Annotated in this window: 24 protein-coding genes, 1 tRNA gene and 1 pseudogene; 11 read left to right on the top strand and 15 right to left on the bottom strand. The window is 68.6% G+C overall.

Features of this window, described 5'->3' with window-relative positions; translation table 11 throughout:
- Window positions 1-218: 218 nt before the first annotated feature.
- From rpoD to PARN5_RS0100665, 3 genes are all read right to left on the bottom strand, one after another.
- On the bottom strand, window positions 219-2,204 hold the full coding sequence (rpoD, locus tag PARN5_RS0100675; RefSeq protein WP_017997876.1) for an RNA polymerase sigma factor RpoD: 1,986 nt from the start codon (window positions 2,202-2,204) through the stop codon (window positions 219-221).
- 150 nt (window positions 2,205-2,354) lie between these two features.
- Window positions 2,355-4,280, bottom strand: coding sequence for a DNA primase (gene dnaG / locus PARN5_RS0100670; protein WP_017997875.1), 1,926 nt, complete (start codon window positions 4,278-4,280; stop codon window positions 2,355-2,357).
- A 154-nt stretch (window positions 4,281-4,434) separates the two neighbouring features.
- Entirely contained in the window at window positions 4,435-5,019 is a 585-nt protein-coding gene (locus tag PARN5_RS0100665) for a TetR/AcrR family transcriptional regulator (protein WP_017997874.1), read from the bottom strand.
- A gap of 100 nt (window positions 5,020-5,119) precedes the next feature.
- Between PARN5_RS0100665 and PARN5_RS0100660 the strand changes: the two genes are divergently transcribed.
- Window positions 5,120-5,470 carry a hypothetical protein gene (locus PARN5_RS0100660; protein WP_017997873.1) on the top strand — a complete coding sequence of 117 codons (351 nt, stop codon included), beginning with the start codon at window positions 5,120-5,122 and terminating at the stop codon, window positions 5,468-5,470.
- Between the two features lie 10 nt (window positions 5,471-5,480).
- Window positions 5,481-6,644 (top strand): alpha-hydroxy acid oxidase, encoded by a 1,164-nt coding sequence (locus PARN5_RS0100655; RefSeq protein WP_017997872.1) that lies wholly within the window; start codon window positions 5,481-5,483, stop codon window positions 6,642-6,644.
- Window positions 6,645-6,656: 12 nt separating this feature from the next.
- Here the strand turns inward: PARN5_RS0100655 and PARN5_RS0100650 are convergent, their stop codons facing one another.
- Window positions 6,657-7,655, bottom strand: coding sequence for an acyltransferase family protein (locus PARN5_RS0100650; RefSeq protein ID WP_157403888.1), 999 nt, complete (start codon window positions 7,653-7,655; stop codon window positions 6,657-6,659).
- Between the two features lie 182 nt (window positions 7,656-7,837).
- On the opposite strand from PARN5_RS0100650, the gene PARN5_RS0100645 reads away from it, so the two are divergent.
- The 3 genes from PARN5_RS0100645 (at window position 7,838) to gluQRS (ending at window position 10,743) form a co-directional block, all read left to right on the top strand.
- Window positions 7,838-8,461 (top strand): 50S ribosomal protein L25/general stress protein Ctc, encoded by a 624-nt coding sequence (locus tag PARN5_RS0100645; RefSeq protein WP_017997870.1) that lies wholly within the window; start codon window positions 7,838-7,840, stop codon window positions 8,459-8,461.
- A gap of 117 nt (window positions 8,462-8,578) precedes the next feature.
- The gene (gene trmFO, locus PARN5_RS0100640; protein WP_017997869.1) at window positions 8,579-9,916 is read left to right on the top strand and encodes a methylenetetrahydrofolate--tRNA-(uracil(54)-C(5))-methyltransferase (FADH(2)-oxidizing) TrmFO; all 1,338 of its coding nucleotides are present in this window, start codon (window positions 8,579-8,581) and stop codon (window positions 9,914-9,916) included.
- Window positions 9,898-10,743: a tRNA glutamyl-Q(34) synthetase GluQRS gene (gene gluQRS / locus PARN5_RS0100635; RefSeq protein WP_017997868.1), complete on the top strand. Its 846-nt coding sequence runs from the start codon at window positions 9,898-9,900 to the stop codon at window positions 10,741-10,743. Before trmFO ends, gluQRS begins: the two co-directional genes overlap by 19 nt.
- On the opposite strand, the gene hisI is transcribed toward gluQRS, so the two are convergent.
- Window positions 10,732-11,091 carry a phosphoribosyl-AMP cyclohydrolase gene (gene hisI, locus PARN5_RS0100630; RefSeq protein ID WP_017997867.1) on the bottom strand — a complete coding sequence of 120 codons (360 nt, stop codon included), beginning with the start codon at window positions 11,089-11,091 and terminating at the stop codon, window positions 10,732-10,734. The two genes, gluQRS and hisI, sit on opposite strands and share 12 nt — an antisense overlap.
- A 60-nt stretch (window positions 11,092-11,151) precedes the next feature.
- On the opposite strand from hisI, the gene PARN5_RS0100625 reads away from it, so the two are divergent.
- Window positions 11,152-11,589 carry an iron-sulfur cluster assembly scaffold protein gene (locus PARN5_RS0100625; RefSeq protein ID WP_017997866.1) on the top strand — a complete coding sequence of 146 codons (438 nt, stop codon included), beginning with the start codon at window positions 11,152-11,154 and terminating at the stop codon, window positions 11,587-11,589.
- 358 nt (window positions 11,590-11,947) lie between these two features.
- Here the strand turns inward: PARN5_RS0100625 and recG are convergent, their stop codons facing one another.
- The 4 genes from recG to PARN5_RS0100600 form a co-directional block, all read right to left on the bottom strand.
- Entirely contained in the window at window positions 11,948-14,062 is a 2,115-nt protein-coding gene (gene recG, locus PARN5_RS0100615) for an ATP-dependent DNA helicase RecG (RefSeq protein WP_017997865.1), read from the bottom strand.
- Entirely contained in the window at window positions 14,038-16,434 is a 2,397-nt protein-coding gene (gene ligA / locus PARN5_RS0100610) for an NAD-dependent DNA ligase LigA (protein ID WP_017997864.1), read from the bottom strand. The genes recG and ligA overlap by 25 nt, the downstream gene beginning before the upstream one ends.
- A 116-nt stretch (window positions 16,435-16,550) precedes the next feature.
- Window positions 16,551-17,267, bottom strand: a complete 717-nt coding sequence (locus PARN5_RS0100605) for a response regulator transcription factor (RefSeq protein ID WP_017997863.1) — start codon at window positions 17,265-17,267, stop codon at window positions 16,551-16,553.
- Between the two features lie 83 nt (window positions 17,268-17,350).
- The gene (locus PARN5_RS0100600; protein WP_017997862.1) at window positions 17,351-17,635 is read right to left on the bottom strand and encodes a DUF1153 domain-containing protein; all 285 of its coding nucleotides are present in this window, start codon (window positions 17,633-17,635) and stop codon (window positions 17,351-17,353) included.
- A 165-nt stretch (window positions 17,636-17,800) separates the two neighbouring features.
- On the opposite strand from PARN5_RS0100600, the gene mnmA reads away from it, so the two are divergent.
- Window positions 17,801-18,970: a tRNA 2-thiouridine(34) synthase MnmA gene (mnmA, locus tag PARN5_RS0100595; RefSeq protein WP_017997861.1), complete on the top strand. Its 1,170-nt coding sequence runs from the start codon at window positions 17,801-17,803 to the stop codon at window positions 18,968-18,970.
- A gap of 6 nt (window positions 18,971-18,976) precedes the next feature.
- Here the strand turns inward: mnmA and PARN5_RS0100590 are convergent, their stop codons facing one another.
- Entirely contained in the window at window positions 18,977-19,390 is a 414-nt protein-coding gene (locus PARN5_RS0100590) for a SufE family protein (RefSeq protein ID WP_017997860.1), read from the bottom strand.
- A gap of 163 nt (window positions 19,391-19,553) precedes the next feature.
- Here PARN5_RS0100590 and PARN5_RS0100585 point away from each other — a divergent pair, with 163 nt between their 5' ends.
- Together PARN5_RS0100585 and PARN5_RS24685 are read left to right on the top strand one after the other, a co-directional pair.
- On the top strand, window positions 19,554-20,039 hold the full coding sequence (locus PARN5_RS0100585) for a hypothetical protein (protein ID WP_017997859.1): 486 nt from the start codon (window positions 19,554-19,556) through the stop codon (window positions 20,037-20,039).
- A 664-nt stretch (window positions 20,040-20,703) separates the two neighbouring features.
- Window positions 20,704-20,883: pseudogene (locus PARN5_RS24685) on the top strand (hypothetical protein); the annotation flags it as partial.
- A 321-nt stretch (window positions 20,884-21,204) separates the two neighbouring features.
- Here the strand turns inward: PARN5_RS24685 and PARN5_RS0100580 are convergent.
- The 4 genes from PARN5_RS0100580 to PARN5_RS0100565 all read right to left on the bottom strand — a co-directional run bounded on the left by PARN5_RS0100580 (window position 21,205) and on the right by PARN5_RS0100565 (window position 23,784).
- The gene (locus PARN5_RS0100580; protein ID WP_017997858.1) at window positions 21,205-21,750 is read right to left on the bottom strand and encodes a GNAT family N-acetyltransferase; all 546 of its coding nucleotides are present in this window, start codon (window positions 21,748-21,750) and stop codon (window positions 21,205-21,207) included.
- A gap of 112 nt (window positions 21,751-21,862) precedes the next feature.
- A complete protein-coding gene (gene rpmA / locus PARN5_RS0100575; RefSeq protein WP_026155066.1) occupies window positions 21,863-22,135 on the bottom strand; it encodes a 50S ribosomal protein L27 in 273 nt (90 codons plus the stop codon).
- Window positions 22,136-22,147: 12 nt separating this feature from the next.
- A complete protein-coding gene (gene rplU / locus PARN5_RS0100570; RefSeq protein ID WP_017997856.1) occupies window positions 22,148-22,531 on the bottom strand; it encodes a 50S ribosomal protein L21 in 384 nt (127 codons plus the stop codon).
- 188 nt (window positions 22,532-22,719) lie between these two features.
- Window positions 22,720-23,784 (bottom strand): CaiB/BaiF CoA-transferase family protein, encoded by a 1,065-nt coding sequence (locus PARN5_RS0100565; protein WP_017997855.1) that lies wholly within the window; start codon window positions 23,782-23,784, stop codon window positions 22,720-22,722.
- A 52-nt stretch (window positions 23,785-23,836) separates the two neighbouring features.
- Here PARN5_RS0100565 and PARN5_RS0100560 point away from each other — a divergent pair.
- Window positions 23,837-23,912 (top strand) — tRNA-Val (locus PARN5_RS0100560).
- Between the two features lie 191 nt (window positions 23,913-24,103).
- On the top strand, window positions 24,104-24,406 hold the full coding sequence (locus PARN5_RS21370) for a hypothetical protein (protein WP_017997854.1): 303 nt from the start codon (window positions 24,104-24,106) through the stop codon (window positions 24,404-24,406).
- A 59-nt stretch (window positions 24,407-24,465) separates the two neighbouring features.
- Here the strand turns inward: PARN5_RS21370 and PARN5_RS0100550 are convergent, their stop codons facing one another.
- On the bottom strand, window positions 24,466-25,332 hold the full coding sequence (locus PARN5_RS0100550) for an NAD(P)-dependent oxidoreductase (protein ID WP_026155065.1): 867 nt from the start codon (window positions 25,330-25,332) through the stop codon (window positions 24,466-24,468).
- Window positions 25,333-25,366 lie beyond the last annotated feature (34 nt).

The following is a 25,366-nucleotide window of genomic DNA, read 5'->3' as shown; positions in this document are numbered from 1 at the left end:
GCCGCGCCACAGGTATTCGACACCCTCGTGGCGCGGGTCGGACGCGATCAGTGCACCGACGCCAAGGCCTCGGCCGGGCCTTCCAGCCATTGGCAGAAGCGGCCGTCCTTATGGCGCAGACAGCCGGTCAGCCCCTGTTCGGCATTGCGCGGGGCGCGCGGCAGGTGCCGGACCGCGCGTCGAGCGTGGTCCGGCTGCGATACAGGAAGGCCGTCGCCCTACTGGTCCAGGAAGGACCGCAGTTTGCGCGAGCGCGAGGGGTGCTTCAGCTTGCGCAGCGCCTTGGCCTCGATCTGGCGGATGCGCTCGCGGGTGACGCTGAACTGCTGGCCGACCTCTTCCAGCGTGTGGTCGGTGTTCATGCCGATGCCGAAGCGCATCCGCAGCACCCGCTCCTCGCGCGGGGTCAGCGACGCCAGCACCCGGGTGGTGGTTTCCTTGAGGTTTTCCTGAATGGCGCTGTCGAGCGGCAGCACGGCATTCTTGTCCTCGATGAAATCGCCAAGCTGGCTGTCCTCCTCGTCCCCGATCGGGGTTTCGAGGCTGATCGGCTCCTTGGCGATCTTCATCACCTTGCGGACCTTTTCCAGCGGCATCTGCAGCTTTTCGGCCAGTTCCTCGGGCGTCGGCTCGCGGCCGATCTCGTGCAGCATCTGGCGGCCGGTGCGCACCAGCTTGTTGATCGTCTCGATCATGTGGACCGGGATGCGGATGGTGCGGGCCTGGTCGGCGATGCTGCGGGTGATCGCCTGCCGGATCCACCAGGTCGCATAGGTCGAGAACTTGTAGCCGCGGCGATACTCGAACTTGTCCACGGCCTTCATCAGGCCGATATTGCCTTCCTGAATAAGATCAAGGAATTGCAGGCCCCTGTTCGTGTATTTCTTGGCAATCGAGATCACCAGGCGCAGGTTCGCCTCGACCATTTCCTTCTTGGCCTGGCGCGATTCCTTCTCGCCGCGCTGGACCTGGGCGACGATGCGGCGGAACTCCTCGATGTCGACGCCGACGTGCTGGCCGACCATGGCCATGTCGCCGCGCAGCTGCTCGACCTGGGCGCGCGAGCGTTCGAACAGCGCCTGCCAGCCGCGGCCCTTGTGCTCCATCATGCGGTCGACCCAGGTCGGGTCCAGTTCGCTGCCGCGATAGGCGTCGATGAATTCGCGGCGGTTGATGCGGGCGGCGTCGGCCAGCTTCACCATGCCTGAGTCGATGGTGACGATGCGGCGGTTGATGCCATAGATCTGGTCGACCAGCGCCTCGATCCGGGCATTGTGCAGGTGCAGTTCGTTGACCAGCCCGACGATGCGCGAGCGCAGCAACTGATAGGCCGATTCCTGCGCGGCCGAGAAGGTGCCGTCCTCGTTCAGCGTGGCGGACATGCGGTTGTCCTGCATATGCGCCAGCTCTTCATAGCCCTGGGCGATGGCCTCGAGCGTCTCGAGCACCTTGGGCTTCAGCGAGGCTTCCATCGCGGCCAGCGACAGGTTCTGGCCGTCGTCGTCCTCTTCCTCGTCGTCGCGGCCGATGGGATTGCCGTCGGCGTCCAGTTCCTCTTCCTCCGAGGCGCCGGCATTGCCGGAAACGGCGGGGGCGGCGGCGGTGTCGAGCACCTCTTCCTCTTCGCCCTCCTCGTCCATCGAGCGGCCGAAGGTGGTCTCGAGGTCGATCACGTCGCGCAGCAGGATGTCCTCGTCCAGAAGCTCCTGGCGCCAGAGGGTGATGGCCTTGAAGGTCAGCGGGCTTTCGCAGAGCCCCGCGATCATGGTGTTGCGGCCGGCCTCGATGCGCTTGGCGATGGCGATCTCGCCCTCGCGCGACAAGAGTTCGACCGAGCCCATCTCGCGCAGATACATGCGCACCGGGTCGTCGGTGCGGTCCAGCTTTTCGGTCTCGGCGGTGGCGACGGCGATCTCGCGCGAGCCCGAGCCGGTGGTCGCGACCTCGCCGCCGGTCTCGGCTTCCTCGGCGTCCTCGTCGCTTTCGACCACGCGGATGTCCATCTCGGACAGCATGGACATGACGTCCTCGATCTGGTCCGAGCTGACCTGCTCGGGCGGCAGGACGGCGTTCAGCTGGTCATAGGTGATGAAGCCGCGCTCGCGCCCTTCGGCGATCATGCGCTTGACCGCAGCCTGCGACATATCCAGCGAATGATCGTCGTCCTTGGTGTCGGGCTTCTGGTCGTCGTCGTTGGCTGCCATGCTGGCTCCCTTGAGGCAGTGATTCGCGAATCGGCGAATCGGGATCGGCTATCGGTCGGTTCTAGCGCGAGTCGCAAGCGAATCAAAGCCTGCGGCCGGCCCCGGACCGGGGTGATTCGAAGCGGGCGATTCGGGCCCGTCCGAGCCATTTCAGCGGCGCGGCTTGCGCCAGATCTCGTTCTTCAGCGCCGCATCCAGGATGGCCCGGAAGGCGTCGCTGTCCTCGCCCAGGTCCGACAGATCGGCCAGCGAGGGGTGGTCCGCCTGCTGCCGGGCGCGGGCGGATTGCGCCATGCGCCAGGTCAGCCCCTCGTCGGCCAGACCCTCGATCTCGGCCTCGGCGCGGGCGATTTCCTCGCGCGCGGCGCGGCGGGCCTCGATGCGGTCGAGCGCATTGGCAAGGATGCCGGCGGCGGCATCGCCGTCATGGGGACGCAGAATCGCCGGGGCCGCCCTCACATGGGGCTCGGCGAGGATCGATTCAAGGGCGCGCTGGCCGGCCTGGGACTGGCTGCCCGAGAGCAGGTCGTGGATCAGCGCGGCACGGTCGGCGTCCTGCGGTTCCAGCCGCTCCAGCCGCGATTCGACCGGGCCGATCAGGTCGGGATGGGTGGCGCAGATCGCCAGCACCATGGCCTCGATCAGCAGTTCGGCCTCGTGCTCGCCGGCCTCGGGCGAGGACAGGCGCGAGGCCCGGGTCGGCGCCGCCGGCGCCACCGGCAGCGCGGGTCGCATGCCGCGCGGCTGCCAGCCGGTCTGCGCGGGCCGCGGCTGGGCGGGATCGCGGCGGCGGTTGCCGAAAAGCTCCCATTTCAGGTTCTTCAGCGTGGCGAAATAGTGATCGCGCGTGTCCTTGTCGGGGATCCGCGCCACCGCCTCGCCAAGCGCCTTGTCGAGCGCGGCGCGGCGTTCGGGGCTGTCGAAGACCCGGCCCTCGGTCTCGCGCCGCCAGAGCAGGTCGACCAGCGGCCGCGCCTCCTCCAGCACGGTGGCCATCGCCCCCGCGCCGCGGGCGCGGATCAGGTCGTCGGGGTCCAGCCCCTGCGGCAGGAAGGCGAAGCGCAGCGCCTGGCCCGGCCCGGTCATCGGCAGCGCCAGGTCGATCAGCCGCATCGCCGCGCGCAACCCCGCGCTGTCGCCGTCGAGCGCGATCACCGGCTCGGGCGAGATGCGCCACATCAGCCGCAGCTGGTCCTCGGTGATGGCGGTGCCGAGCGGCGCCACCGCGCCTTCGAAACCCGCGCGGACCAGGGCGATCACGTCCATGTAGCCCTCGGCCACCACCAGCGGCTTGCCCTTGGCCACCGCCGCCCGTGCCGGACCGGCGTTGTAGAGGTTGCGGCCCTTGTCGAAGAGCGCGGTCTCGGGCGAGTTCAGGTATTTGGCGCGGGCATTCGGGTCCATGGCCCGGCCGCCGAAGGCGATGCAGCGGCCGCGGCCGTCGCGAATCGGAAAGATGATGCGGCCGCGGAAACGGTCGAAGGGCGCGCCGCCGTCGTCGGGTCTGGCCGCGAGTCCCGCCTCGACGATCAGCGCCTCGGCGACGCCCTTGCTGCGCAGGGCGTTGAACAGGCCTTGGCGCTGGTCGGGGGCGAAGCCGATGCCGAATTGCTCGCAGGCGGCGGGGTCGAGGCCGCGCCGGGCGAGGTAGGCGCGCGCCTGTTCGGCCGCGGCCATGCCCAGCTGCATGCGGAACCAGCGCACCGCCTGCTCCATGACCTCGACCAGTGCGCTGCGCCGGTCGGCGCGCTGCACCTGGCGCGGGTCGCGCTGGGGCATCTGCAACCCGGCCTCGGAGGCGAGCAACTCGACCGCCTCCAGGAAGCCCATGCCCTCGGCCTCGCGCAGGAAGGTCAGCGCGTCGCCTTTCGCGTGGCAGCCGAAGCAGTAATAGAAGCCCTTCTGGTCGTCGACGTGGAAAGAGGCGGTCTTTTCGCCGTGGAAGGGGCAAGGCGCCCACCAGTCGCCCTTGGCCTGATTCGAGCGGCGCAGATCCCAGGTCACCTTGCGCCCGATCACGCGCGACAAAGGCACGCGGGCGCGGATCTCGTCGAGGAACTGGGGCGGAAGGCTCATGCCGTCTTATATCCGGCTTGACCCGGGGTTGAACAGGCTTGTGCGCGGCGCCGCGGCCGGGGGGCGCCGCCCCCCGCGCCTCTGCGGCCCCTCGGTGGGGCCGCAGAGGCGTCCCCCGGGGGTATTTGGAAAACGGAAAAGGCCTGGGCGCGGGTCAGGCGCCGACCGCGCCGCGGACCAGTTCCCAATAGACCGCCGCGACGCGGTCCTGGTCCAGGCGGCCGCCTTCGCGATACCAGTTGGTGATGCCGGTCAGCATGGCGATCAGCGCCATGGTGGCCAGGCGCGAATCGGGGATGCGCATGCTGCCCTGGGCCATGCCGGCGACCAGGATCGCCTCGAGCGCATCCTCGTAGCGGCGGCGCAGGGCGGCGATCTCGGCGCGGTTGTCGGCCTCGAGATTGCGCAGTTCCATGTAGGACAGGAATACCGCCTCGGGCCGCTCCAGGCTGGTCTGGATATGGAAGCGCAGAAAGGCCTGCAGCCGGTCGAGCGCCGGGCGCGCCGGGTCGTCCTGCCAGGCGGCCAGCAGCTCCTCCATATGGCTGCGCAGGAGATCGGCCAGCAGCGCCTGCTTGTCGGGCGTATAGGCATAGAGCGCGCCGACCTGCAGGCCGACCTCGGCCGCGATCTGGCGCATCGAGACGGCGGCATAGCCGTGGCGCGCGAACAGCCTGCGCGCCGCGTCGCGGACCAGCGGTCCGGTGATCTCTGCCCTGGAGCCCTGCCTGCGTGCCATGACGCCTTCTAGGCAGGGACGCCCGGCAAGGAAAGAGCGCATCTTGTCCCGGCGGCCCGGCCGGGCCTATGGTGCGGCCCGACACAGCAGGGGAAACGGCATGAGGCTGGCCGGCATCATCGGCATCGCGGCGCTGGCGGCGCTGGCGGGTTGCGAGGACGGGCGCGACTATCCGGCGCTGATGCCGACCGAGCAGGTGCTGGCCCAGCCCGCCCTGCCCGGCCATGCCGCGGATGCCGTGCGCGACCCCGGTGCCGCGACCGGGGCGCTGGCCGCCCGCGGCGCCGCGCTGGCCGGCCGTGGTGGCGGCGGCAGCGTCGCCGATGCCGCGGCGCTGGACCGGCGCGCGGCCGCGCTGCGCGCCCGCGCCAAGGCGCTGTCGCAGCGGTCGCTGGACGGCGCCTGCCCCGAGGATCAGCCCGATTGCGCCGCTCCCGCGGCACCAGAATAAGGAAAGCCCCATGCCGGTCATCACCTGCATCGACGACCTTAAGGCGATCTATCGCCGGCGCGTGCCGCGCATGTTCTACGACTATGCCGAGAGCGGCAGCTATACCGAGGGCACCTTCCGCGAGAATTGCTCGGACTTCCAGCGCATCAAGCTGCGCCAGCGCGTCGCCGTCGACATGACGAACCGCAGCACCCGCAGCACCATGATCGGCCAGGACGTCGCCATGCCGGTGGCGCTGGCGCCGGTCGGGCTGACCGGCATGCAATCCGCCGACGGCGAGATCAAGGCCGCCCGCGCCGCGCGCGATTTCGGCGTGCCCTTCACGCTGTCGACCATGTCGATCTGCTCGCTCGAGGACGTGGCGCAAGAGGTGCCGCATCCGTTCTGGTTCCAGCTCTACGTCATGCGGGACCAGGAATTCCTCGAGGCGATCATCGAGCGGGCCAAGCGCGCCAACTGCTCGGCCCTGGTGCTGACGCTGGACCTGCAGATCCTGGGCCAGCGCCACAAGGATCTGAAGAACGGCCTGTCCGCCCCGCCCAAGCTGACGCTGCCGGTCATGCTGGACCTGGCGACGAAATGGCGCTGGGGCATCGAGATGCTGCAGACCAGGCGCCGCTTCTTCGGCAATATCGTCGGTCACGCCAAGGGCGTCGGCGACACCTCCTCGCTGTCGAGCTGGACCGCCGAGCAATTCGACCCGCAGCTCGACTGGGACAAGATCGCCCGCATCCGCGACCTCTGGGGCGGCAAGCTGATCCTGAAGGGCATCAACGACCCCGAGGACGCCCGCATGGCCGCCGGCTTCGGCGCCGATGCGATCATCGTCAGCAACCACGGCGGCCGGCAGCTGGACGGCGCGGTGAGTTCGATCCGCATGCTGCCCGAGATCGTCGCGGCGGTCGGTGACCAGGTCGAGATCCATCTCGACAGCGGCATCCGCTCGGGCCAGGACGTGCTGAAGGCACTGGCGCTCGGGGCGCATGCGACCTATATCGGCCGCGCCTTCATCTACGGGTTGGGTGCCATGGGCCAGGCGGGCGTCACCGCGGCGCTGGAGGTGATCCACAAGGAGCTGGACATTACCATGGCGCTGTGCGGCGAACGCGATGTCAGGAACCTCGGCCGCCACAACCTGCTGTTGCCGCCGGATTTCCTGACACCCTGGGCGTGACGCCCCCGCATCTCAGGGCTGTGCGGTGTCCTGGCCGTGGTCGTGATGGCGATGGGCCGGCTTGCCGAAGCCCGGGATCGGCAGGCGCTGCAACAGCAGCGCCACCAGCGTCGGCAGCCCGACCGCGAACAGCATCAGGTCCATGAGATGCGTGAATCCCAGCGCATGCGCGAGATGCAGCGCCAGCACATGCATGAAATAGATCCCGGCCGAGATCGGATCCAGCCGGACCGGCGGCGCCGGCAGCGGCGTGCCCAGCGTGGCGATGAACAGCGCCGGCGCCGCGATATAGGAACTGGCCGGGATGTCCAGCATCACGTCGTCGCTCCAGCGCGCCTGCACCAGCCAGGCCTCGATCATCAAAAGCCCGAGCCCGCCGATGGTCAGCGACAGCACCAGCCAGCGCGGCGGCAGCCCCAGGGTTCCCAGCCGCGCCACCCGCCGGCCGCAGAGATAGCCGATGGTGACGAAGGGGAAGCACATGAAGAGCCCGTTCGAGAACTTCTTCACCCCGATCTGCGCCACGCCCGACAGCGCCATGTATTGCAGCGTCACGCCGATCACGGCGCAGACCAGCGCGGCGCCCAGCAGGATGCGGTATTCATAGGCCGGCGCCAGCACCCGGCCCAGGCCGCGCAGGACCAGCACCAGCGCCCCGGCGACCAGGATCCCGGCCATGAACCACAGGTGGAAATAGCCCCAGAGCAGCTCCTTGACCAGCGAGGCCAGGCCGTGGATCTCGTTCAGCCAGAACGGGAAATAGACCGCCATCCAGAACAGGTAGAGCGCCAGCACCCGCCACAGCCACTTGACGCCCTTGCCGCGCGCCACCGCCGAGTAAAGGAAATAGCCCGCGACGATGCAGAAGACCGGCACCATGACCCGCATCAGCCCGTTGCCGATCAGGAACAGCCGCGGCGTCATGTTGGTCTGCAGCCAGTAGGTATGGGCAAAGGCCACCAGCACGGCCAGACCCAGCTTGAGATAGTCGAGAGAATGAATACGATGCAATTTTGAAACGCCCCGGGCACCTCTGGCGATGCATGAGGCTTCGGATGCGCTGTGGCAAGCGAATTCCCGCTTATGGCGATCACTTTTCCTGCTTCACATCGCGCCCCGTTCGGGATATAGGCGCGGCTTCGGCCATGCACCCTTGGAGGATGGCCGCGAACGCTTAGCAAAGGAATACCATCATGGCCAAAGAGATCCCGGATCTGGTGGCCGAGGCACGCGCGGGGACAGGCAAGGGGGCCGCCCGCCAAGCTCGCCGCGAAGGCAAGGTGCCCGGCATCGTTTATGGCGACGGGAAAGACCCGCAGCCGATCCAAATCGAATTCAACTCGCTGCTGACCAAGCTGCGCGCCGGTCGCTTCCTGTCCACGCTGTGGAACCTGAAGATCGACGGCCAGGAAGACGTGCGCGTCGTCTGCCGCGGCGTCCAGCGCGACGTGGTCAAGGACCTGCCGACGCATATCGACTTCATGCGCCTGCACCGCAACACCCGGGTGAACCTGTTCATCCACGTGAACTTCGAAAATCACGACGCCGCCCCCGGCCTCAAGCGCGGCGGCACGCTGGTCGTGGTGCGCCCCGAGGTCGAGCTGGTCGTGACCGCCTCGGACATCCCCGAGCAGATCACCGTGGACCTGACCGGCAAGCAGATCGGCGACACCATCCACATCGAGGACGTGGTCCTGCCGGCCGGCGTGAAGCCGACCCTCGACCGCAACTTCGTGATCGCCAATATCGCCGCGCCCTCGGGCCTGCGTTCGGCCGATAACGAGGAAGCCGCTGAAGGCGAGGCCGCCGAGGCCTGATCGCCGGCCTGAGCTGCGGATCACATCGGGCGGCACCCCTCTGCGGGCGCCGCCCTTTCTCTTGCCCAGACGCCCGGCGATTGCTAGGACATCGCGCCTGACGCGAAGGGGAAACGCATGGAACCGATCCATATCATCGGCGCGGGGCTGGCCGGCTCCGAGGCCGCCTGGCAGATCGCCCGCGCCGGCGTGCCGGTGGTGCTGCACGAGATGCGGCCGCAGGTCGCGACCTTCGCCCATCGCACCGGCGATTGCGCCGAGATGGTCTGCTCGAACAGTTTCCGCTCGGACGACGACCAGATGAACGCGGTCGGGCAATTGCATTGGGAAATGCGCGCGGCCGGCGGGCTGATCATGGCCATGGCCGACCGCCACCGCCTGCCCGCCGGCGGCGCGCTGGCCGTGGACCGCGACGCCTTTTCCGCCGCCGTGACCCAGGCTCTGTGGGACGAGCCGCTGGTCGGCTTCGCCCCGGGCGAGATCGCCGACCTGCCGACCGAAGGCCGCTGGATCGTCGCCACCGGCCCCCTGACCTCGCCCGCCCTCGGCCAGTCGATCCTGCAAGCCACCGGCGAGGGCGCGCTGGCCTTCTTCGACGCCATCGCCCCCATCGTCCATGCCGAGAGCATCGACATGGGGATCTGCTGGCGGCAAAGCCGCTATGACAAGGGTGAGACCGAGGAAGAGCGCACGGCCTATATCAACTGCCCGATGACGCGCGCGGATTACGAAGGCTTCATCGACGCGCTGCTGGCGGCGGACAAGGCCGAGTTCCACGAGGGCGAGACCGCCGGGTATTTCGACGGCTGCCTGCCGATCGAGGTCATGGCCGAGCGCGGCCGCGAAACCCTGCGCCACGGCCCGATGAAGCCGGTCGGCCTGACCAATGCCCATAACCCGGCGGAAAAGCCCTATGCGGTGGTGCAGCTGCGCCGCGACAATGCGCTCGGCACGCTCTACAATATCGTCGGCTTCCAGACCAAGATGAAATATGGCGCGCAAGTGGATGTTTTCCGGCGCATTCCCGGCTTGCAAAATGCCGGTTTCGCCCGGCTGGGCGGCATCCACCGCAACACCTTCCTGAATTCGCCGCGGCTGATCGACGACCGGCTGCGGCTGCGCGCCCGCCCGAACCTGCGCTTCGCCGGCCAGGTGACGGGCGTCGAGGGCTATGTCGAATCCGCCGCCATGGGCCTGCTGGCGGGCCGCATGGCCGCGGCCGAGGCGCTGGGGCGCGACCTGCCGCCGCCGCCCGCCACCAGTTCGATGGGCGCGCTGGTCCATCACATCACCGGCGGCGCCGATGCCAGGACCTTCCAGCCGATGAACGTGAACTTCGGCCTCTACCCGCCGCTGGATGCGATGCGCGGCGGCCGCAAGGGGCGCAAGGACCGCTACCCGGCCTATACCGACCGCGCCAAGGCGGATTTCCAGGCATGGCTGGCGGAACAGTAACCCGCTTCGCGCCTTCGCCGACCGGGCCGCTGCATCTGGGCCATGCCTTCGCCGCCCTGACCGCCGCGCGGCTGGCCGACCCCGGGCGCTTCCTGCTGCGGATCGAGGACATCGACCAAAGCCGTTGCCGCCCGGAATACGAGACGATGATCGCCGAGGATCTGCATTGGCTGGGCCTCGACTGGCCCCTGCCGGCGATGCGTCAATCCCGGCGCCTGCCCGCCTATCAGGCCGCACTGGACCGGCTGGCGGCGCTTGGCCTGACCTATCCCTGCCAATGCCGTCGCGCCGACATCCGCGCCGCCCTTTCGGCCCCGCAGGAGAGCGTGATCGGTCCCGACGGCCCGGTCTATCCAGGCACCTGCCGCCACCGTAGCATGGCCGAGACCGGCCCCGAGGACGCGATCCGCCTGAATGCCGCGGCCGCTTTCGCCCATCTTGGCGCAGGCGAGATCGCCTTCGAGGATGAAAACATCGCCCCCGGCGTCCCGCACCGCCTGACGGCCGAGGATTTCATCAGCGGCGTCGGCGATGTCGTCCTGGCCCGGCGCGGCATGGGCACCAGCTATCACCTCTCGGTGGTGGTGGACGATGCCGCGCAGGGTATCACCCTGGTCACCCGCGGCAAGGATCTGTTGGATTCCACATGGATCCACGTCCTTCTTCAGAAACTGCTGGAACTTCCGACCCCGCGCTATCACCACCACCGCCTGATCCGCGACGCCAGCGGCAAGCGGCTCGCCAAGCGCGACGACGCCCGCGCCCTGCGCCTCTACCGGGCCGAGGGCGCGACGCCGGAGGACATCCGCCGCATGCTAGGCCTCTGAGGGCGCCATGATCACCACCTCGGTCGCATCCCGCACGGCGGTATAGAAGCAGGACCGCCGATTGGTGTGGCAGGCCGGGCCGGTCTGCTCGACCAGCAAGAGCAGGCAGTCGCGGTCGCAATCCACCCGCAACTCGACCAGCCTCTGGACATGGCCCGAGCTTTCGCCCTTGGTCCAGAAGGCCTGACGCGAGCGAGACCAATAGGTTACGCGACTATCCTCAAGCGTTTTCGCGACGGATTCGGCATTCATCCAGGCCATCATCAGCACCTCGCCGCTGCGATGATCCTGGGCGATGGCGGGGATCAGCCCGTTCGCATCGTATTTCAGGCTGGCGGGATCGAACATCGGCTTTCCTTTCGGCTTGGCGATGCCTATCTAGACCCGACGGCAGCAAGGGAAAAGACCATGTCCGACAGCGACCTGATGCAGCTCTACTCGCGGCGCATCCTCGCGCTGGCCTCGGACATCCCGCATCTCGGCAAGCTGGCCGCGCCGACCGGCAGCGCGCACAAGCGCTCGCCGCAATGCGGCTCGTCGGTCACGGCGCATGTGGTGGTGCAGGACGGCCGCGTCGCCGATTTCGGACAAGAGGTGCGCGCCTGCGCCCTGGGCCAGGCCTCGGCCGGCGTGCTTGGCCGCAACGTTCTCGGCCGCTCACGCGCCGAGATCGCCCGCGCCCGCGACGAGTTGCAAGCCATGCTGAAACAGGACGGCCCCGCTCCCTCGGCCCCCTTCGAGGAACTCGAGGCGCTGCTGCCCGCGCGCGAATTCCCGAACCGCCACGCCTCGATCCTGCTCGCGTGGGAGGCGCTGCTCGGCGCCATCGACGCCTCGCCCAGCTGAGGCTTTCTCCGTTTTCCAAATACCCCCGCCGGAGGCATCGCGACCGCGCAAGCCGCGGCAACGCCGCCGCATGAAAAAGCCGGCCCTTCGCGGGGCCGGCCAGTTGCGCGCATGATCGTCCGGGGGAAATCGCGGCACCCAGGCGAAGGGGCCGCCATCAGCGCGGGGCAGTGAGGATCAGGCTGCCAGGATCGAGGGCAGCGAAAACAGGATGATGGCCGTCACGGAAATGGCGACAGTGCCCAGAAGATCAGACAGGGATTCGCGGGTCATAGGCGTTCTCCACGGTTTGTTTATACTTTGTTCTCATCAATGCGGAACAAAGTAAAGAACTTTTTAAGAACATCCGCGATCATGCCTAGCCGGCGGTGATCAGCCGCACCGCGCGGTCCTGCTCCATCAGCCACAAAAGCAGGCGAATCGCCTGGCCGCGCGGGCTTTCCATACCGGGGTCGCGCTCCAGGAAGGCCTGCGCATCCTTACGCGCCAGCGCCATCAGCGCGCCTTGCCGCTCCAGGTCGGCGATGCGGAACCGCGGCAGGCCGGATTGCGCGGTGCCGATCACGTCGCCCGCACCGCGCATCGCCAGATCCTCCTCGGCAATGCGGAACCCGTCCTCGGTCTCGCGCAGGATGCCGAGGCGGCGGCGGCCGGTCTCGGACAGCGGTTCGTGATACATCAGCAGGCAGCTCGAGGCCCCGCTGCCGCGTCCGACCCGGCCGCGCAGCTGGTGCAGCTGTGCCAGGCCGAAGCTCTCGGCACGTTCGATGACCATGATCGTCGCCTCGGGCACGTCGACGCCGACCTCGATCACCGTGGTCGCGACCAGGATGCGCGCCCGGCCGGCGGCGAAATCCTCCATGGCGGCGTCGCGTTCCTCGGCCGGCATCTGGCCGTGGACCATGCGCACATCGGCACCGAAGCGGGCGCGCAGCTCCTGGAAGCGGGCCTCGGCGGCGGTCAGGTCCACGGCCTCGCTTTCCTCGACCAGCGGGCAGACCCAATAGGCCCGCGCGCCGCCCTGCAGGGCGCGGTCCAGATGCGCCAGAACCTCGGCCATGCGGCTGTCCGGCACCACCGTGGTGCGCACCGGCTGGCGCCCGGCCGGCTTTTCGTCCAGCACCGACAGGTCCATGTCGCCGAATTGCGCCAGTGCCAGCGAGCGCGGGATCGGCGTCGCCGTCATCACCAGCATGTCGGGCGGCAGGTGGCTGCCCTTCTGGCCCAGTTCCATGCGCTGGTTGACGCCGAAGCGATGCTGCTCGTCGATGATCGCCAGCCGCAGGTCGTGGAACTCGACCGACTTCTGGATCACGGCATGGGTGCCGACCAGGATGTCGATGCGGCCCATGGCCAGATTGGCCAGGATATTCGCCCGCGCATCGCCCTTGTCGCGGCCGGTCAGCACCTCCAGCCGGATCCCGGCCAACCGGGCCAACGGCTCCAGCGCGCGGAAATGCTGGCGCGCCAGGATCTCGGTCGGCGCCATCAGCACGCCCTGCCCGCCCGCCTCGACCGCGACCAGCAGCGCGAGAAAGGCGACCAGGGTCTTGCCGGCCCCGACATCGCCCTGCAACAGCCGGTTCATCCGCCGCGGCGCGGCCATGTCGCCGGCGATCTCGTCGACCGCGCGGCGCTGCGCCCCGGTCGGCGGCCAGGGTAGACCGGCCAGCACCCGCTCGCGCAAGCGGCCGTCGCCCTGCGTCGCCAGCCCCGCTTGCCGGCGGCGGTCGCGGCGCAAGAGCGCCAGCGTCAACTGATGCGCGAAAAGCTCGTCATAGGCCAGCCGCGCCCGCGCCGGATCGGTCGGCGACAGCCCCTCGGGGCCCGAGGGCGCATGGGCCTGCGCCAGGGCGCCATGCCAGTCCGGCCAGCCCTCGCGCGCAAGCAGGCCCGGGTCGATCCATTCCCCGGCCGCCGGCAGTTTCGCCAGCGCGCCGCGCACCGCCTTCTGCACCACCCCCTGCGTCAGCCGGCCGGAGAGCGGATAGACCGGCTCGAACTCCGGCAGAGGCGGGCCGTCCTCGGGGCCGATATGGTCGGGATGCACCATCTGCGCCATGCCGTCGAACAGCTCGATCTTGCCCGAGACCAGCCGGCGCGCGCCCGCGGGCAACTGGGGCTCGATCCAGTCCTTGCGGGCATGGAAGAACACCAGCTGCAGATCGCTGTAGCCGTCCGAGCAATGCACCCGCCACGGCCGGCCCTTGGCGGTGGGCGGGCTGTGACGCTCGACCCGGATCAGCAAGGTGACGATCTCGGGTGGCCGGGCCTCGGCCAGCCGGGCGATGCGGCGGCGGCGGATGCCGGAATGCGGCAGGGTCAGCACCAGGTCGCGCAGCCGGGTCGCGCCCATCTGGGTAAAGCTCTCGGCGGCGCGTGGGCCGACCCCGGGCAGGGTCTCGACGCCCGCGAACAGGGGAAACAGCGCCTCGGGCCGGCCGGGCTTCACCGCTGCGCGATCGCCAGCCATTCGTCCTCGTCGATGACCTTGATGCCCAGTTCGGCGGCCTTCCTGGCCTTCGATCCCGCGCCCGGGCCGGCGATCAGCAGGTCGGTCCGGGCCGAGACCGAACCCGCGACATGGGCGCCAAGCGCCTCGGCGCGGGCCTTGGCCTCGGCGCGGGTCATCTTCTCCAGCGTGCCGGTAAAGACCAGCGTCTTGCCGGTGATCTCGCTGTCGGTGGCGCGCGCCTCGGGCGGCAGCACCGTCAGGAAAGCCGCCAGCCGGTCGATGGCGGCGCGTTCGGCGGGGTTGGCAAAGGCGTCCGACAGCGACATGGCAAGCGTCGGGCCGACGCCATCGGCGGCGATCAGGTCGGACCAGGCCGCGGCGCTTTCCGGCGACAGTTCGGCATCGGCCAGCATCGCGGCCCGGGTCTCGGCAATGCGGGCGCGGCGGTTTTCGGCCTGGGCGGCGGCGCGTTCGGCTTGGGCGGCCTCATCGGCCCCGCGATGGGCCAGCGCGGCGGGGCGCGACAGGTCCAGCGCCGTTTCGAGCGCCTGCCAGCTGCCGTAATGCCGCGCCAGGTCCTGGGCCGCAACCTCGCCGACATGGCGGATGCCAAGCGCGAAAAGCAGCCGCGAGAGCGGGATCTCGCGCCGCTTCTCGATGGCCTGGAACAGGCTCGCGGCGCTTTTCTCGCCCCAGCCCTTGATCTCGGCGAGACGCGTGGCCGACAACCGGGCCAGGGCCGCCGCGGCGCCACCCGAAAGATGCAGCCGGTCGATGCCAAGCGAAAGCAGCAGTTCCTCATCCGCATCGCCGCGGCTATCCGCCCGCATCTTGGCGCCCTCGGCGTCGCGCCGGGCCAGGGTAAAGATATCCGCGGGCTCGGCGATCCAGCCCAGGCGATAGAACAGTTCGACCTGCTTGGCGCCCAGCCCCTCGATGTCGAAGGCCGCGCGCGAGACGAAATGGCGCAGCTTTTCCACCGCCTGCGCCGGGCAGATCAGCCCGCCGGTGCAGCGGCGCACCGAGTCGCCCTCTTCCCGGATCGCGGGCGAGCCGCATTCCGGGCAGCTGTCGGGAAAGGCATAAGGCACGGCCTCGGGCGGCCGCTTGGCCAGGTCGACGTCCGCGACCTTGGGGATCACGTCGCCGGCGCGATAGACCTCGACCCAGTCGCCGATACGGATGTCCTTGCCGCCACGGATCTCGCTGCCATCGGCGCCGCGTCCGGCGATGTAATCCTCGTTATGCAGCGTGGCGTTCGAGACCACGACCCCGCCCACCGTGACCGGCGTCAGCCGCGCGACCGGGCTCAGCGCCCCGGTGCGGCCGACCTGGATGTCGATGGATTCGAGCCGGGTCCAGGCGCGCTCGGCCGGGAACTTGTGCGCCAAGGCCCATCGCGGCGTGGTCGAGCGCATGCCCAGCCGCGCCTGATAGCCGAGGTCGTTGACCTTGTAGACCACGCCGTCGATGTCATAGCCCAGCGTGGCGCGCATCTGCTCGATCTCGGCCCAGGCGGCCAGCATCTCGGCGACGGAACGGCAGATCCGGGTCAGCGGATTGATCTGGAAGCCCATCGCGGCGAGGCGCTGGACCGCCTCGAACTGGGTCGCGGCCAGGGGCTCGCTGATCTCGCCCCAGGCATAGGCGAAGAAGCGCAGCGGCCGGGCGGCGGTGATCGCCGGGTCCAGCTGGCGCAAGGAGCCGGCGGCGGCATTGCGCGGGTTGGCGAAGACGCGGCCGCCTTCGGTCTGGTTCAGCCGCTCGAAATCCGCGTGCGACATATAGACCTCGCCGCGGATCTCCAACACCTCGGGGAAATCGCTGCCGGCGAGCGCCTGCGGAATATCCGCGATGGTGCGGGCATTGGCGGTCACGTTCTCGCCCACCGCGCCGTCGCCGCGAGTCGCGGCCTGGACTAGCCGCCCGCCCTCGTAACGCAGCGACAGGGACAGGCCGTCGATCTTGGGCTCGGCGGTGAGTTCCAGCGCGGCATCGGGGCCGAGGTTCAGGAACGACCGCACTCGCTGCACGAAGGCCTGCACGTCATCGGCGGCAAAGCCGTTTTCCAGCGACAGCATCGGCAGCCGGTGCACAACCTTGGCGAAACGGCCATCCGGCGCGGCGCCAACCTGGGCCGAAGGGCTGGCTGTCGCGGCAAGCTCGGGGAAACGGGTCTCGATCTCCAGCAGGCGGCGCTTCTTTTCATCATACTCGGCGTCGCTGATGAAGGGCGCGTCGTCGCGGTGATAGGCCTGGTTCGCGCGATCCAGGACATCGGTCAGCGCGGCGATCTCGGCCAGGGCCGCGGCCCGGTCCAGCGTCTCGACCGGCTGCGGCGATGGCGATTCGGCCCTGCCCGCGGCCTGGTTCTCGTCCTCTGCGGTCATCGCGCCCTCCGCCAGCCTGCCTGCCCCGCCGGGCCTGTCCGAAAGACGGTGATACCGGGGCCGGGGCCGGATTGTCCAGCGCCCGACCCGGGCTCAGGCCGGTAACGCCACGCGGATCAGGCGCGCAGCGCCAGACGCTCGGGGTTCTGTATCTCGGCCACCGGGTCGCGCAGGACATAGCCCCTGCCCCAGACGGTCTCGATATGGCTTTCGCCGCTCATCGCCGCCGCCAGCTTCTTGCGCAGCTTGCAGACGAAGACGTCGATGATCTTCAGCTCGGGCTCGTCCATGCCGCCGTAGAGATGGTTCAGGAACATCTCCTTGGTCAGCGTCGTGCCCTTGCGCAGGCTGAGCAGTTCCAGGATCTGGTATTCCTTGCCGGTCAGGTTCACCGGGCGCCCGCCCACCTCGACCGAGCGCGCGTCCAGGTTCACCACCATCTCGCCGGTGCGGATCACCGACTGGCTGTGCCCCTTGGAGCGGCGGATGATGGCCTGGATGCGCGCGACCAGCTCGTCGCGGTTGAAGGGTTTGGTCATGTAATCGTCGGCCCCGAAACCGAAGCCGCGCAGCTTGCTTTCGGTATCGTCCGAGCCGGTCAGGATCAGGATCGGCGTATCGACGCGCGACATGCGGATCTGGCGCAGCACCTCCATGCCATGCATGTCCGGCAGGTCCAGGTCCAGCAGGATCAGGTCGTAGTCGTAGAGCTTGGCAAGGTCGATCCCCTCCTCGCCCATGTCGGTGCGATAGACGTTGTAGCTTGCGTGGGTCAGCATCAGCTCGATGCTGCGCGCCGTGGTCGGATCATCCTCGACCAGAAGAATTCGCATAATATGTCCCCTTGCCAACCATCTGACTGGTAAAATTTCCGCGCAAAAGGTTAATATCACGTTACCGAAGATACCGGCAAATGTTATTCAACCTCTGGTTGTCGAAATTTCTGCAGCTGGGTGATCTTCAGCGCGTTGCGGCCATGGCGGCGAAAGGCCTGCATCCAGGCGTCGAACTCTTCTCCGGTCAGGCCATAGCGGCGAATCGCCTCTTCGCGCGACAAGAGCCCGTATTGCACGGCATCGACGACGGCGGCCTTGCGGCTGGCCACCCAGCGGGTCTGCGGCGAGGGCAGGTCGGCCAGCGTCAGGATGCTGCCGTCGGGCAGGGTCGCGGTGCGCGGTCCGGGGGTTTTTCTCAAAAACATCGGCAGGTTCCTGTGATCCTTGCCCCGTTGTGCCGCAAACTTCTTAAATCCCGGTGAAGTCATGCCGGGTTTTCCCGCCCTGCCCTTGAGAAACCCGGGAATTTTCCTATAAATGTAGGCAACAACGCCGCCCGCCTTCGCGCGCGGCCGCGACAAGGACGATCCATGACAGCGCCCCGCCCGAACTTGCGCCCCGACGCGCCGGCCATGACCATGAATTCGCTGGGCTTTGCCAAGCCGCCGGCGCAAACCCGCGTGGTCGTCGCCATGTCGGGCGGCGTCGACAGCTCGGTCGTGGCGGCGATGCTGGCGGCGCAGGGCTATGAGGTGATCGGCGTGACGCTGCAGCTTTACGACCACGGCGCGGCCTTGGCGAAAAAGGGCGCCTGCTGCGCCGGACAGGACATCCACGATGCCCGCCGCGTGGCCGAGCGCATCGGCTTCCCGCATTACGTGCTTGATTACGAAAACAAGTTCCGGGAATCGGTGATCGAGGAATTCGCCGACGCCTATCTGGCCGGCGCCACGCCCGTGCCCTGCATCCGCTGCAATGAGCGGGTGAAGTTCCGCGACCTGCTGCAGACCGCGCGCGAGCTCGACGCCGATTGCATGGCGACCGGACATTACATCCGCCGCTTCGACGGTCCGGCCGGGGCCGAGCTGCACATGGCCGCCGACCCGAACCGCGACCAAAGCTATTTCCTGTTCTCGACCACGCAGGAGCAGCTGGATTTCCTGCGCTTCCCGCTGGGCGGCCTCGCCAGCAAGGCGGAAACGCGCGCCTTGGCGGCGCAATACGGGCTGGCGGTGGCGGACAAGCCCGACAGCCAGGACATCTGCTTCGTGCCGAACGGCGATTATGCCAGCGTGATCGAGAAGCTGCGTCCGGGCGCCGCCGACCCGGGAGAGATCGTCGACCTGGACGGCAAGGTGCTGGGCAGCCATCGCGGCGTGATCCATTACACCATCGGCCAGCGCCGCGGCCTCGGCATCGGCGGCTTGGGCGACCCGCTCTATGTCGTGCGGCTGGAGCCCGAGACCCGGCGCGTCGTCGTCGGTCCCAAGCAGGCGCTGGCGACGAAGATCGTGCCGGTGACCGAGGTGAACTGGCTGGGCGACGAACCCTTCGCGGGCGAGATCAGCATCACCGCCCGCATCCGCTCGACCCGGCCGCCGCGGCCGGCGATCCTGCGCGTGACCGGCAGCCGCCGCGCCGAGATCGAGCTGCTGGCCCCGGAGGAAGGCGTCAGCCCCGGCCAGGCCTGCGTCTTCTATGCCACCGAGGGCACGCGGGTGCTGGGCGGCGGCTGGATCTCGCACCGCCGCGGCGGCTGACGCGGCTCAGGCGGCGTGGCTGGCCGCCAGCAGCCGGATGCGCTCGACCATTGCGCGCAGCCCGTTCGAGCGCTGCGCGGACAGATGCCCCTCCAGCCCCAGCCGGGCCAGTTCGGCGCTGGCGTCGATGCCCTGGACCTGCCCCACCGGCACGCCGGAATAAAGCGCATGCAGGATGGCGATCAGCCCGCGCACGATCAGCGCGTCGCTGTCGCCCTGGAAGTCGAACCTGCCGCCCTCGATGCGGGGCATGATCCAGACCTGGCTGGCGCAGCCCTCGACCTTGGTCGCCGGCACCTGCAGCGAGGCATCCATCGCCGGCATCGCCTTGCCCAATTCGATGACATGGCGATAGCGTTCTTCCCAATCCTCGAGGAAATCGAAGGTTTCGGCAATGTCTTCAAAGGCGGGCGTGGCCATGGCGCTTCCTTTCCGCAAGGCCGCAAGCGGGCGGCCGGTGATGGCATAGCGCGCGGCGCCGGCAAGGTCAAAGAGGCTTTCACCGCCGCGCGACTTGCCCTATCACTGCGCCAACGAAACCAGGGACACGGGGGCAGCACTCATGCGGACGGGAAGATTGGCCATGCTTGCCTGCGCGGCCCTGGTGTTGGTCGGCTGCGGCCGCATGGGCGACAGCAGCTGGAACCCGATGCGCTGGATGGGCGGATCGGAGCAGCCGCAAAGCCTGGCGCCCGAGGGCGGCTACCCGACCGGCACGAACGACGGCCGCGTGCCGCTGGCGCATGTCACCGGTGCGAAATGGGATCCGATGTATGAGGGGCGGCTGCTGGTCGTCACCGGGCTCGGCGCCAGCAAGGGCTGGTGGGACGTGGCGCTGGTGACCGAGGTGCCGATGCCGCCGGGCCGGATCCGCCCCGACGAGAACGGCGTGCTGCGGCTGCGGCTGGTCGGCAAGCCGCCGCTGCCCGACACCTTTGCCGCCGCCAACCCGCCGAATCCGGCCAGCGACACCATCACCACCGCCCTGACCATTCCCAACGCGGTGCTGCCCAGCCTGCGCGAGGTGGTGATCTCGGGCGCCGGCAACGCGGTGACGCTGCGGCCCTGAGGCTGCGGCCCCGAAGAGTTTCTTCGTTGTGAAAATACCCACGCGGACCGCGCCGAAGGGCTGGGACGGGCCAGTCCTTGTTCAAGCGGCATGGTGCGCTCCGGCCAAGCCTGCGATCGGGACGGAGCGTTCAACAGCACCGTCAACGCCGCGACCAGCCTCATCAAGCGCCGCGCCCGAATGCTCCGGCAATCCGCGTCGCGGCCGGACCCCGGTGAGCCCTGCAAAGCGCAAGGTGCGTCCCATCGCGCGCGCATGATCCTGGCCGGCAATTCGTCTCGTCCGGTCCCGCGTAGCTTGCCAGGCATCATCCGCTCTCCGCGGCGAGCCTCGCGCTGCAAAGACGCGCGCGCTGCTTGTTCCATCAGTCATGGCGCGCGATTGGACCCGTCTTGCCGACCTTGGCTCCGGCCTCACGCGGCACGCGCTGCCCTCCGGCTTTCCGCATCGCCGGGGCCCGCGCGGACAAACCACCGCGCTGCGAAAAGCGCTCGCTGCGTTCGCCACCGGCCGGGCCTGCTCGACTGGCGCCTCCGGCCATGTCTCGAGCGGCTTGCGTCATCAACCCGTTTTCCATTTGGAGCGTCTTGCGGGACCTCGGAATCATGAGAGATTCCCCGGAGCGGCGGTTTGTGATTCATGGGGCAAACCGTATTCGTCCGATCAAATGCCATTCTCCAAGCCTAAGGCCTATCTTCGGCGCGCCGGGGCCTGCACCATTGACGCGCTTTGGCGCGCCGTCGGCGAAATCTGCGATCTCGACAAATGCTGGAACTCCTTCAAGCCCGCAGCATACGGGCCCGATTCAACGCAAGATGCTCTCAGGGCATATGAGGGCGCTTGACCGGGAACAAACCCTCGCGTCAAGAAAAATCTCTCGGTTCTTCTCCGGTCATGGCACGCGACGAAGCCGTCTTGCCCATCTTGGCCCCTGTCTCAACCGGCCTTCATCGGCCCGCTAGCCGCTGACCCGAGCATGAGGCCGCGCCAGCAAACCGACGCGCAACGAAAGGATCCGTTGCCGGATGACCGCCGGCCATTGCAGACCATCGAAACCATCTTGCGAATGCCGTTGCAGGTCGTCCCCACCTCGCACCCACCCAGCCAGGCACCATGCGCAAAGCAAAAGGCCCGCCGCAAGGCGAGCCTTCGCTCAATGCACCGCTCAGCCCATCTTGCGCAGATAGGTCCAGGTCGGCACCCGCGCATCGCGCGCCACCGACCAGCTTTCCGCATCGCCCAGATATTCGAAGCCGCAATTGGTCAGCACCCGGGCCGAGCCCGGATTGTCCTGGAAGGCCTCGGCAAAGAGCGTGCGCGAGCCATGCGGATTGGCCTCGACCAGCGCCGAAACCGCCTCGGTCGCGAAGCCGGTGTTCCAGAAGCCGGCGCCGACCCAGAAACCCAGTTCCGACTGCTCCTGGTCGATGCGGGTCAGCGAGACCACGCCCAGCAGTTCGGCCAGCTTGTTCGTCGAGCCGTCGATGGCCCAGACATCCTCGTCGCGATCCGCGGCCATGGCCCGGCGCACATAGGATTCGGCCGCGCCCGGCGGCAGCGGATGCGGGATCGAGCGCGTGCCCTCGGCCACCCGGCGGTCGGCGGTATAATGCGCGATCAGCCCGGCATCCGACATGCGCAGCGGGCGCAGCACGAACCGTTCGGTGGTGATATCGACCTGCCGCGCATCCGAGGCGATCAACTCGTTCATGTCACTTCTCTCCCCCATTCCTCGAAAACATATGGGTGCTGCGCGCCGAAACGCGAAGGGGACCGGCCTGCGCCGATCCCCCCTTTTTTAGCACCAGAGTGTTAAAATCGGCTTACTCGGCAGCCTCGAGATTGGCGGGCAGCACGGAGATATAGGTGCGGCCCTTGAGGCCCTTGCGGAAGCTTACCTGGCCGTCGGCCAGCGCGAACAGGGTGTGGTCGCGGCCCATGCCGACGTTGGCGCCGGCCCACCAGGTGGTGCCGCGCTGACGCACGATGATGTTGCCGGCGACGGCCTGCTGGCCGCCGAACAGTTTCACGCCAAGACGACGACCGGCCGAATCGCGACCGTTGCGGGACGAACCGCCTGCTTTCTTATGTGCCATGGGTCAGTCTCCTCAGTTGGCGGTTTCGACATGGTCCTGGCGACGCGCGATGCGCGCACCGACGGCGGCCTTGACGTCGGTCTTGTCGCCGCCGTTTTCCAGCAGGTCGGTGATGCGGACCAGGGTCAGCTGCTGGCGATGGCCGCGCGTGCGCTGCGAGGAATGCTTGCGGCGGCGCTTGACATAGGTGATGACCTTGTCGGCCTTGATGGTGTCGATCACCTCGGCCTGCACGGCGGCGCCGGCGACCAGCGGCGCGCCGACGGTCGAGCCGATCATCAGCACGTCGTTGAACTGGATCTTGTCGCCGGCTTCGGCGTTCAGCTTTTCGACGCGCAGCACGTCACCGGATTGGACCCGGTACTGCTTGCCGCCCGTCTTGAGAACTGCGAACATTCGCTTCTTCCTTGTTCTGCCGCGTCCTTCGGCCCCTGCGAGGCAGGTGTTTGCGGGGTCGGCCCCCGCCTTCGGACAGCGCACCCGTCGATGGGGTGAGGTTCAAAATAACGCACCGGCAACGGGCGCCTGCCCGGCCGGTCGCGGGTATATCGCGGATTCGGCCGCGCAAGTCAACAGGAATGCCGTCACCGCCTCCATGCCGCCCGCGCTTCGGCCAGGGTCAGCTGACGGCCCGGCCGCAGCGCGCCGGGCGTCTCCGACAGGCGCGGCGCCGGCGCCGGCTCGCTGCCGTGAAAGGTGCCGCGCGCGACATGATGCGGATGGCGCGGCGCCTCGTCCAGCGACAGCACCGGCGCGGCGCAGGCGTCCGAGCCCTCCAGCACCGCCGCCCAGTCATCGCGCGCGCGGGTAGCGATGCGGGTGGCCAGCACCGCCCGCAGCGCCGGCCATTGCGCCGGATCGGCCCGGTCGGGCAGCGCGGCCGGATCCAGTTCCAGCCGGCGTAGCAACTCGGCCCAGAATTGCGGCTCAATGGCGCCGATGGCCAGGAAGCCGCCGCAGGCGCAAGCATAGCAGCCGTAATAGGGCGCACCGCCGTCCAGCAGATTGGCCTGCCGCGCATCCTGCCAGATGCCGGCCGCCCGCATGCCCGAGATCATCGCCATCAGATGCGCCACCCCGTCCGAGATCGCCGCATCGACCACCTGCCCGCGCCCGGTCTCGCGCGCCGAGAGGATCGCCGCCAGCATGCCCGCGACCAGATACATCGAGCCGGCGGCAAAATCCCCGACCAGGTTCAGCGGCGGGAGCGGATGCGCCGCCGGGCCGATGGCATGCAGCGCGCCGGTAATGGCGATATAGGTCAGGTCATGGCCCGCCGAATGCGCCAGCGGACCCGTCTGCCCCCAGCCGGTCATGCGGCCATAGACCAGCCGCGGATTCTCCGGGAAATCCCCGGGACCGAGGCCGAGCCGCTCCATCACCCCCGGCCGCATGCCCTCGATCACCGCATCGGCGCCGGCGATCAGCGCATGCGCGGCGGCCCGGCCTTCGGGCGATTTCAGGTCCAGCTCCAGCCAGTCGCGGCCGCGGTCCAGCACGTCGCGCTCGAGCCCGAAGATATGGCGCGCGCCGGGCCGGGTGATGCGCAGCACCCGCGCACCGTGATCGGCCAGCCACATGGCCGAGAAGGGCGTCGGGCCAAGCCCGGCGATCTCGACGACGCGCAGATGCGAAAGCGCGCCGGTCATCGCCGGACCCCGCTTGCCAAGCGCCGGCGGATCGCGCTATCAGCCCGGCCGGGGGCGGTTAGCTCAGCTGGTAGAGCGCTTCGTTTACACCGAAGATGTCGGGGGTTCGAGTCCCTCACCGCCCACCAGCCCCCATGCCATTTCGTTAACCACAGTTCCGCGATTTCGTTGAGAGCGCAGGATCTTGCTGCTACGCGTTGCCATGGCTGAATGATGATGCAGCCGTTTTCGACTGCGAGGTTCGATGCGTATTTCATGGTTTGTTTCCCTCCCGCTTCTGGTTGTACTGGCGGCCTGCGCCCAATCTACGATCCAGCCGATGGCCAAGGACACCTTCAAGGTGGCGACCAATGCGGCACCGGCCTGCGGGCCGAACGGCGCGCGCAACGTCGCCTTCAAAAGCGCCTCGGTCGAGGTAATTCGGCGCGGCTATGACAAGTTCATCGTCGTCGGGGATTCGCATGAATCCAATGTCTGGTCGGGTGACCACAGCCAGGACATGGTCATCAAGATCATCCCCGATAGCAGCCCCGAAGCCGCCAATGCCCTGTCCGCGCGCCAGCAACTGGGCGACGACTGGCAAAAGGTGCTGGCCAAAGGGGCACCCACCACCTGCGGCTGACCAGCGCGCAAGGGCAGGATCCGGGCGGCTCTCGGGGGGAAAGCCCATGCCGGGGCGCCCTAGCGCCGCAGCCGCGCGATCAGCGACGAGGTGTCCCAGCGCCCGCCGCCCATGGTCTGCACCTCCTTGTAGAACTGGTCGACCAGCGCCGTCACCGGCAGGGTCGCGCCGGTCTCGTCGGCGGTGGCCAGGCAGATGCCCAGATCCTTGCGCATCCAGTCCACCGCGAAGCCGAAGTCGAAGCGGTTCTCGGCCATGGTCTGGTGGCGGTTCGCCATCTGCCAGCTGCCGGCGGCGCCCTGGCTGATCACCTCGACCACCGAGGCGATGGAAAGCCCGGCCTTCTCGGCGAAATGCAGCGATTCCGACAAGCCCTGCACCAGCCCGGCAATGGCGATCTGGTTGCACATCTTGGTCAGCTGTCCGGCGCCCGAGGGGCCCATCAGCCGGCAGATCTTGGCATAGGCGGCGATCACCGGCTCGGCGCGGGCGTAATCCGCCTCGGCGCCGCCGCACATCAGCGAAAGCTGGCCGTTCTCGGCCCCCGCCTGCCCGCCCGAGACCGGCGCATCGACGAAGCCGATGCCCACGCCCGAGGCGACCTCGGCCAGTTCGCGCGTCACCGCCGCCGAGACCGTGGTGTGATCGACGAAGACCGCACCCGCCGCCATGCCGGCAAAGGCGCCGGCCTCGCCCAGGCAGACCTGGCGCAGGTCGTCGTCGTTGCCGACGCAGGCCATGACGAAATCGGCGCCCGTCGCCGCCTCGCGCGCGGTCGCGGCGGCGCGGCCGGCGTGGCGGGCGAGCCAGGCCTCGGCCTTGGCGGGACTGCGGTTCCAGACCGTCACCTCATGCCCGGCCGCGGCCAGATGGCCCGCCATGGGAAAGCCCATCACCCCAAGTCCCAGAAATGCAACGCGCGCCATCACTTTCTCCGCTTCCATGTGAAAGGCGCGTTGA

It is taken from the genome of Paracoccus sp. N5 (genome assembly GCF_000371965.1).
In the GTDB taxonomy this organism is placed as follows: domain Bacteria; phylum Pseudomonadota; class Alphaproteobacteria; order Rhodobacterales; family Rhodobacteraceae; genus Paracoccus.
Note: the sequence above shows the minus strand (reverse complement) of the source record. Positions and strands in the feature narration are given on the sequence as shown.

Coding starts and splice junctions, on each gene's coding strand:
- rplU (WP_017997856.1), bottom strand. CDS start 22,531: ATGTTCGCAGTTCTCAAGACGGGCGGCAAGCAGTACCGGGTCCAATCC.
- trmFO (WP_017997869.1), top strand. CDS start 8,579: ATGGAACCGATCCATATCATCGGCGCGGGGCTGGCCGGCTCCGAGGCC.
- hisI (WP_017997867.1), bottom strand. CDS start 11,091: ATGTTCGATCCCGCCAGCCTGAAATACGATGCGAACGGGCTGATCCCC.
- PARN5_RS0100550 (WP_026155065.1), bottom strand. CDS start 25,332: ATGGCGCGCGTTGCATTTCTGGGACTTGGGGTGATGGGCTTTCCCATG.
- PARN5_RS0100580 (WP_017997858.1), bottom strand. CDS start 21,750: ATGAACGAGTTGATCGCCTCGGATGCGCGGCAGGTCGATATCACCACC.
- PARN5_RS0100655 (WP_017997872.1), top strand. CDS start 5,481: ATGCCGGTCATCACCTGCATCGACGACCTTAAGGCGATCTATCGCCGG.
- PARN5_RS0100605 (WP_017997863.1), bottom strand. CDS start 17,267: ATGCGAATTCTTCTGGTCGAGGATGATCCGACCACGGCGCGCAGCATC.
- PARN5_RS0100645 (WP_017997870.1), top strand. CDS start 7,838: ATGGCCAAAGAGATCCCGGATCTGGTGGCCGAGGCACGCGCGGGGACA.
- PARN5_RS0100665 (WP_017997874.1), bottom strand. CDS start 5,019: ATGGCACGCAGGCAGGGCTCCAGGGCAGAGATCACCGGACCGCTGGTC.
- recG (WP_017997865.1), bottom strand. CDS start 14,062: ATGGCTGGCGATCGCGCAGCGGTGAAGCCCGGCCGGCCCGAGGCGCTG.
- PARN5_RS21370 (WP_017997854.1), top strand. CDS start 24,104: ATGGCCAAGGACACCTTCAAGGTGGCGACCAATGCGGCACCGGCCTGC.
- ligA (WP_017997864.1), bottom strand. CDS start 16,434: ATGACCGCAGAGGACGAGAACCAGGCCGCGGGCAGGGCCGAATCGCCA.
- mnmA (WP_017997861.1), top strand. CDS start 17,801: ATGACAGCGCCCCGCCCGAACTTGCGCCCCGACGCGCCGGCCATGACC.
- dnaG (WP_017997875.1), bottom strand. CDS start 4,280: ATGAGCCTTCCGCCCCAGTTCCTCGACGAGATCCGCGCCCGCGTGCCT.
- rpmA (WP_026155066.1), bottom strand. CDS start 22,135: ATGGCACATAAGAAAGCAGGCGGTTCGTCCCGCAACGGTCGCGATTCG.
- PARN5_RS0100625 (WP_017997866.1), top strand. CDS start 11,152: ATGTCCGACAGCGACCTGATGCAGCTCTACTCGCGGCGCATCCTCGCG.
- PARN5_RS0100600 (WP_017997862.1), bottom strand. CDS start 17,635: ATGTTTTTGAGAAAAACCCCCGGACCGCGCACCGCGACCCTGCCCGAC.
- gluQRS (WP_017997868.1), top strand. CDS start 9,898: ATGGCTGGCGGAACAGTAACCCGCTTCGCGCCTTCGCCGACCGGGCCG.
- rpoD (WP_017997876.1), bottom strand. CDS start 2,204: ATGGCAGCCAACGACGACGACCAGAAGCCCGACACCAAGGACGACGAT.
- PARN5_RS0100660 (WP_017997873.1), top strand. CDS start 5,120: ATGAGGCTGGCCGGCATCATCGGCATCGCGGCGCTGGCGGCGCTGGCG.
- PARN5_RS0100585 (WP_017997859.1), top strand. CDS start 19,554: ATGCTTGCCTGCGCGGCCCTGGTGTTGGTCGGCTGCGGCCGCATGGGC.
- PARN5_RS0100590 (WP_017997860.1), bottom strand. CDS start 19,390: ATGGCCACGCCCGCCTTTGAAGACATTGCCGAAACCTTCGATTTCCTC.
- PARN5_RS0100565 (WP_017997855.1), bottom strand. CDS start 23,784: ATGACCGGCGCGCTTTCGCATCTGCGCGTCGTCGAGATCGCCGGGCTT.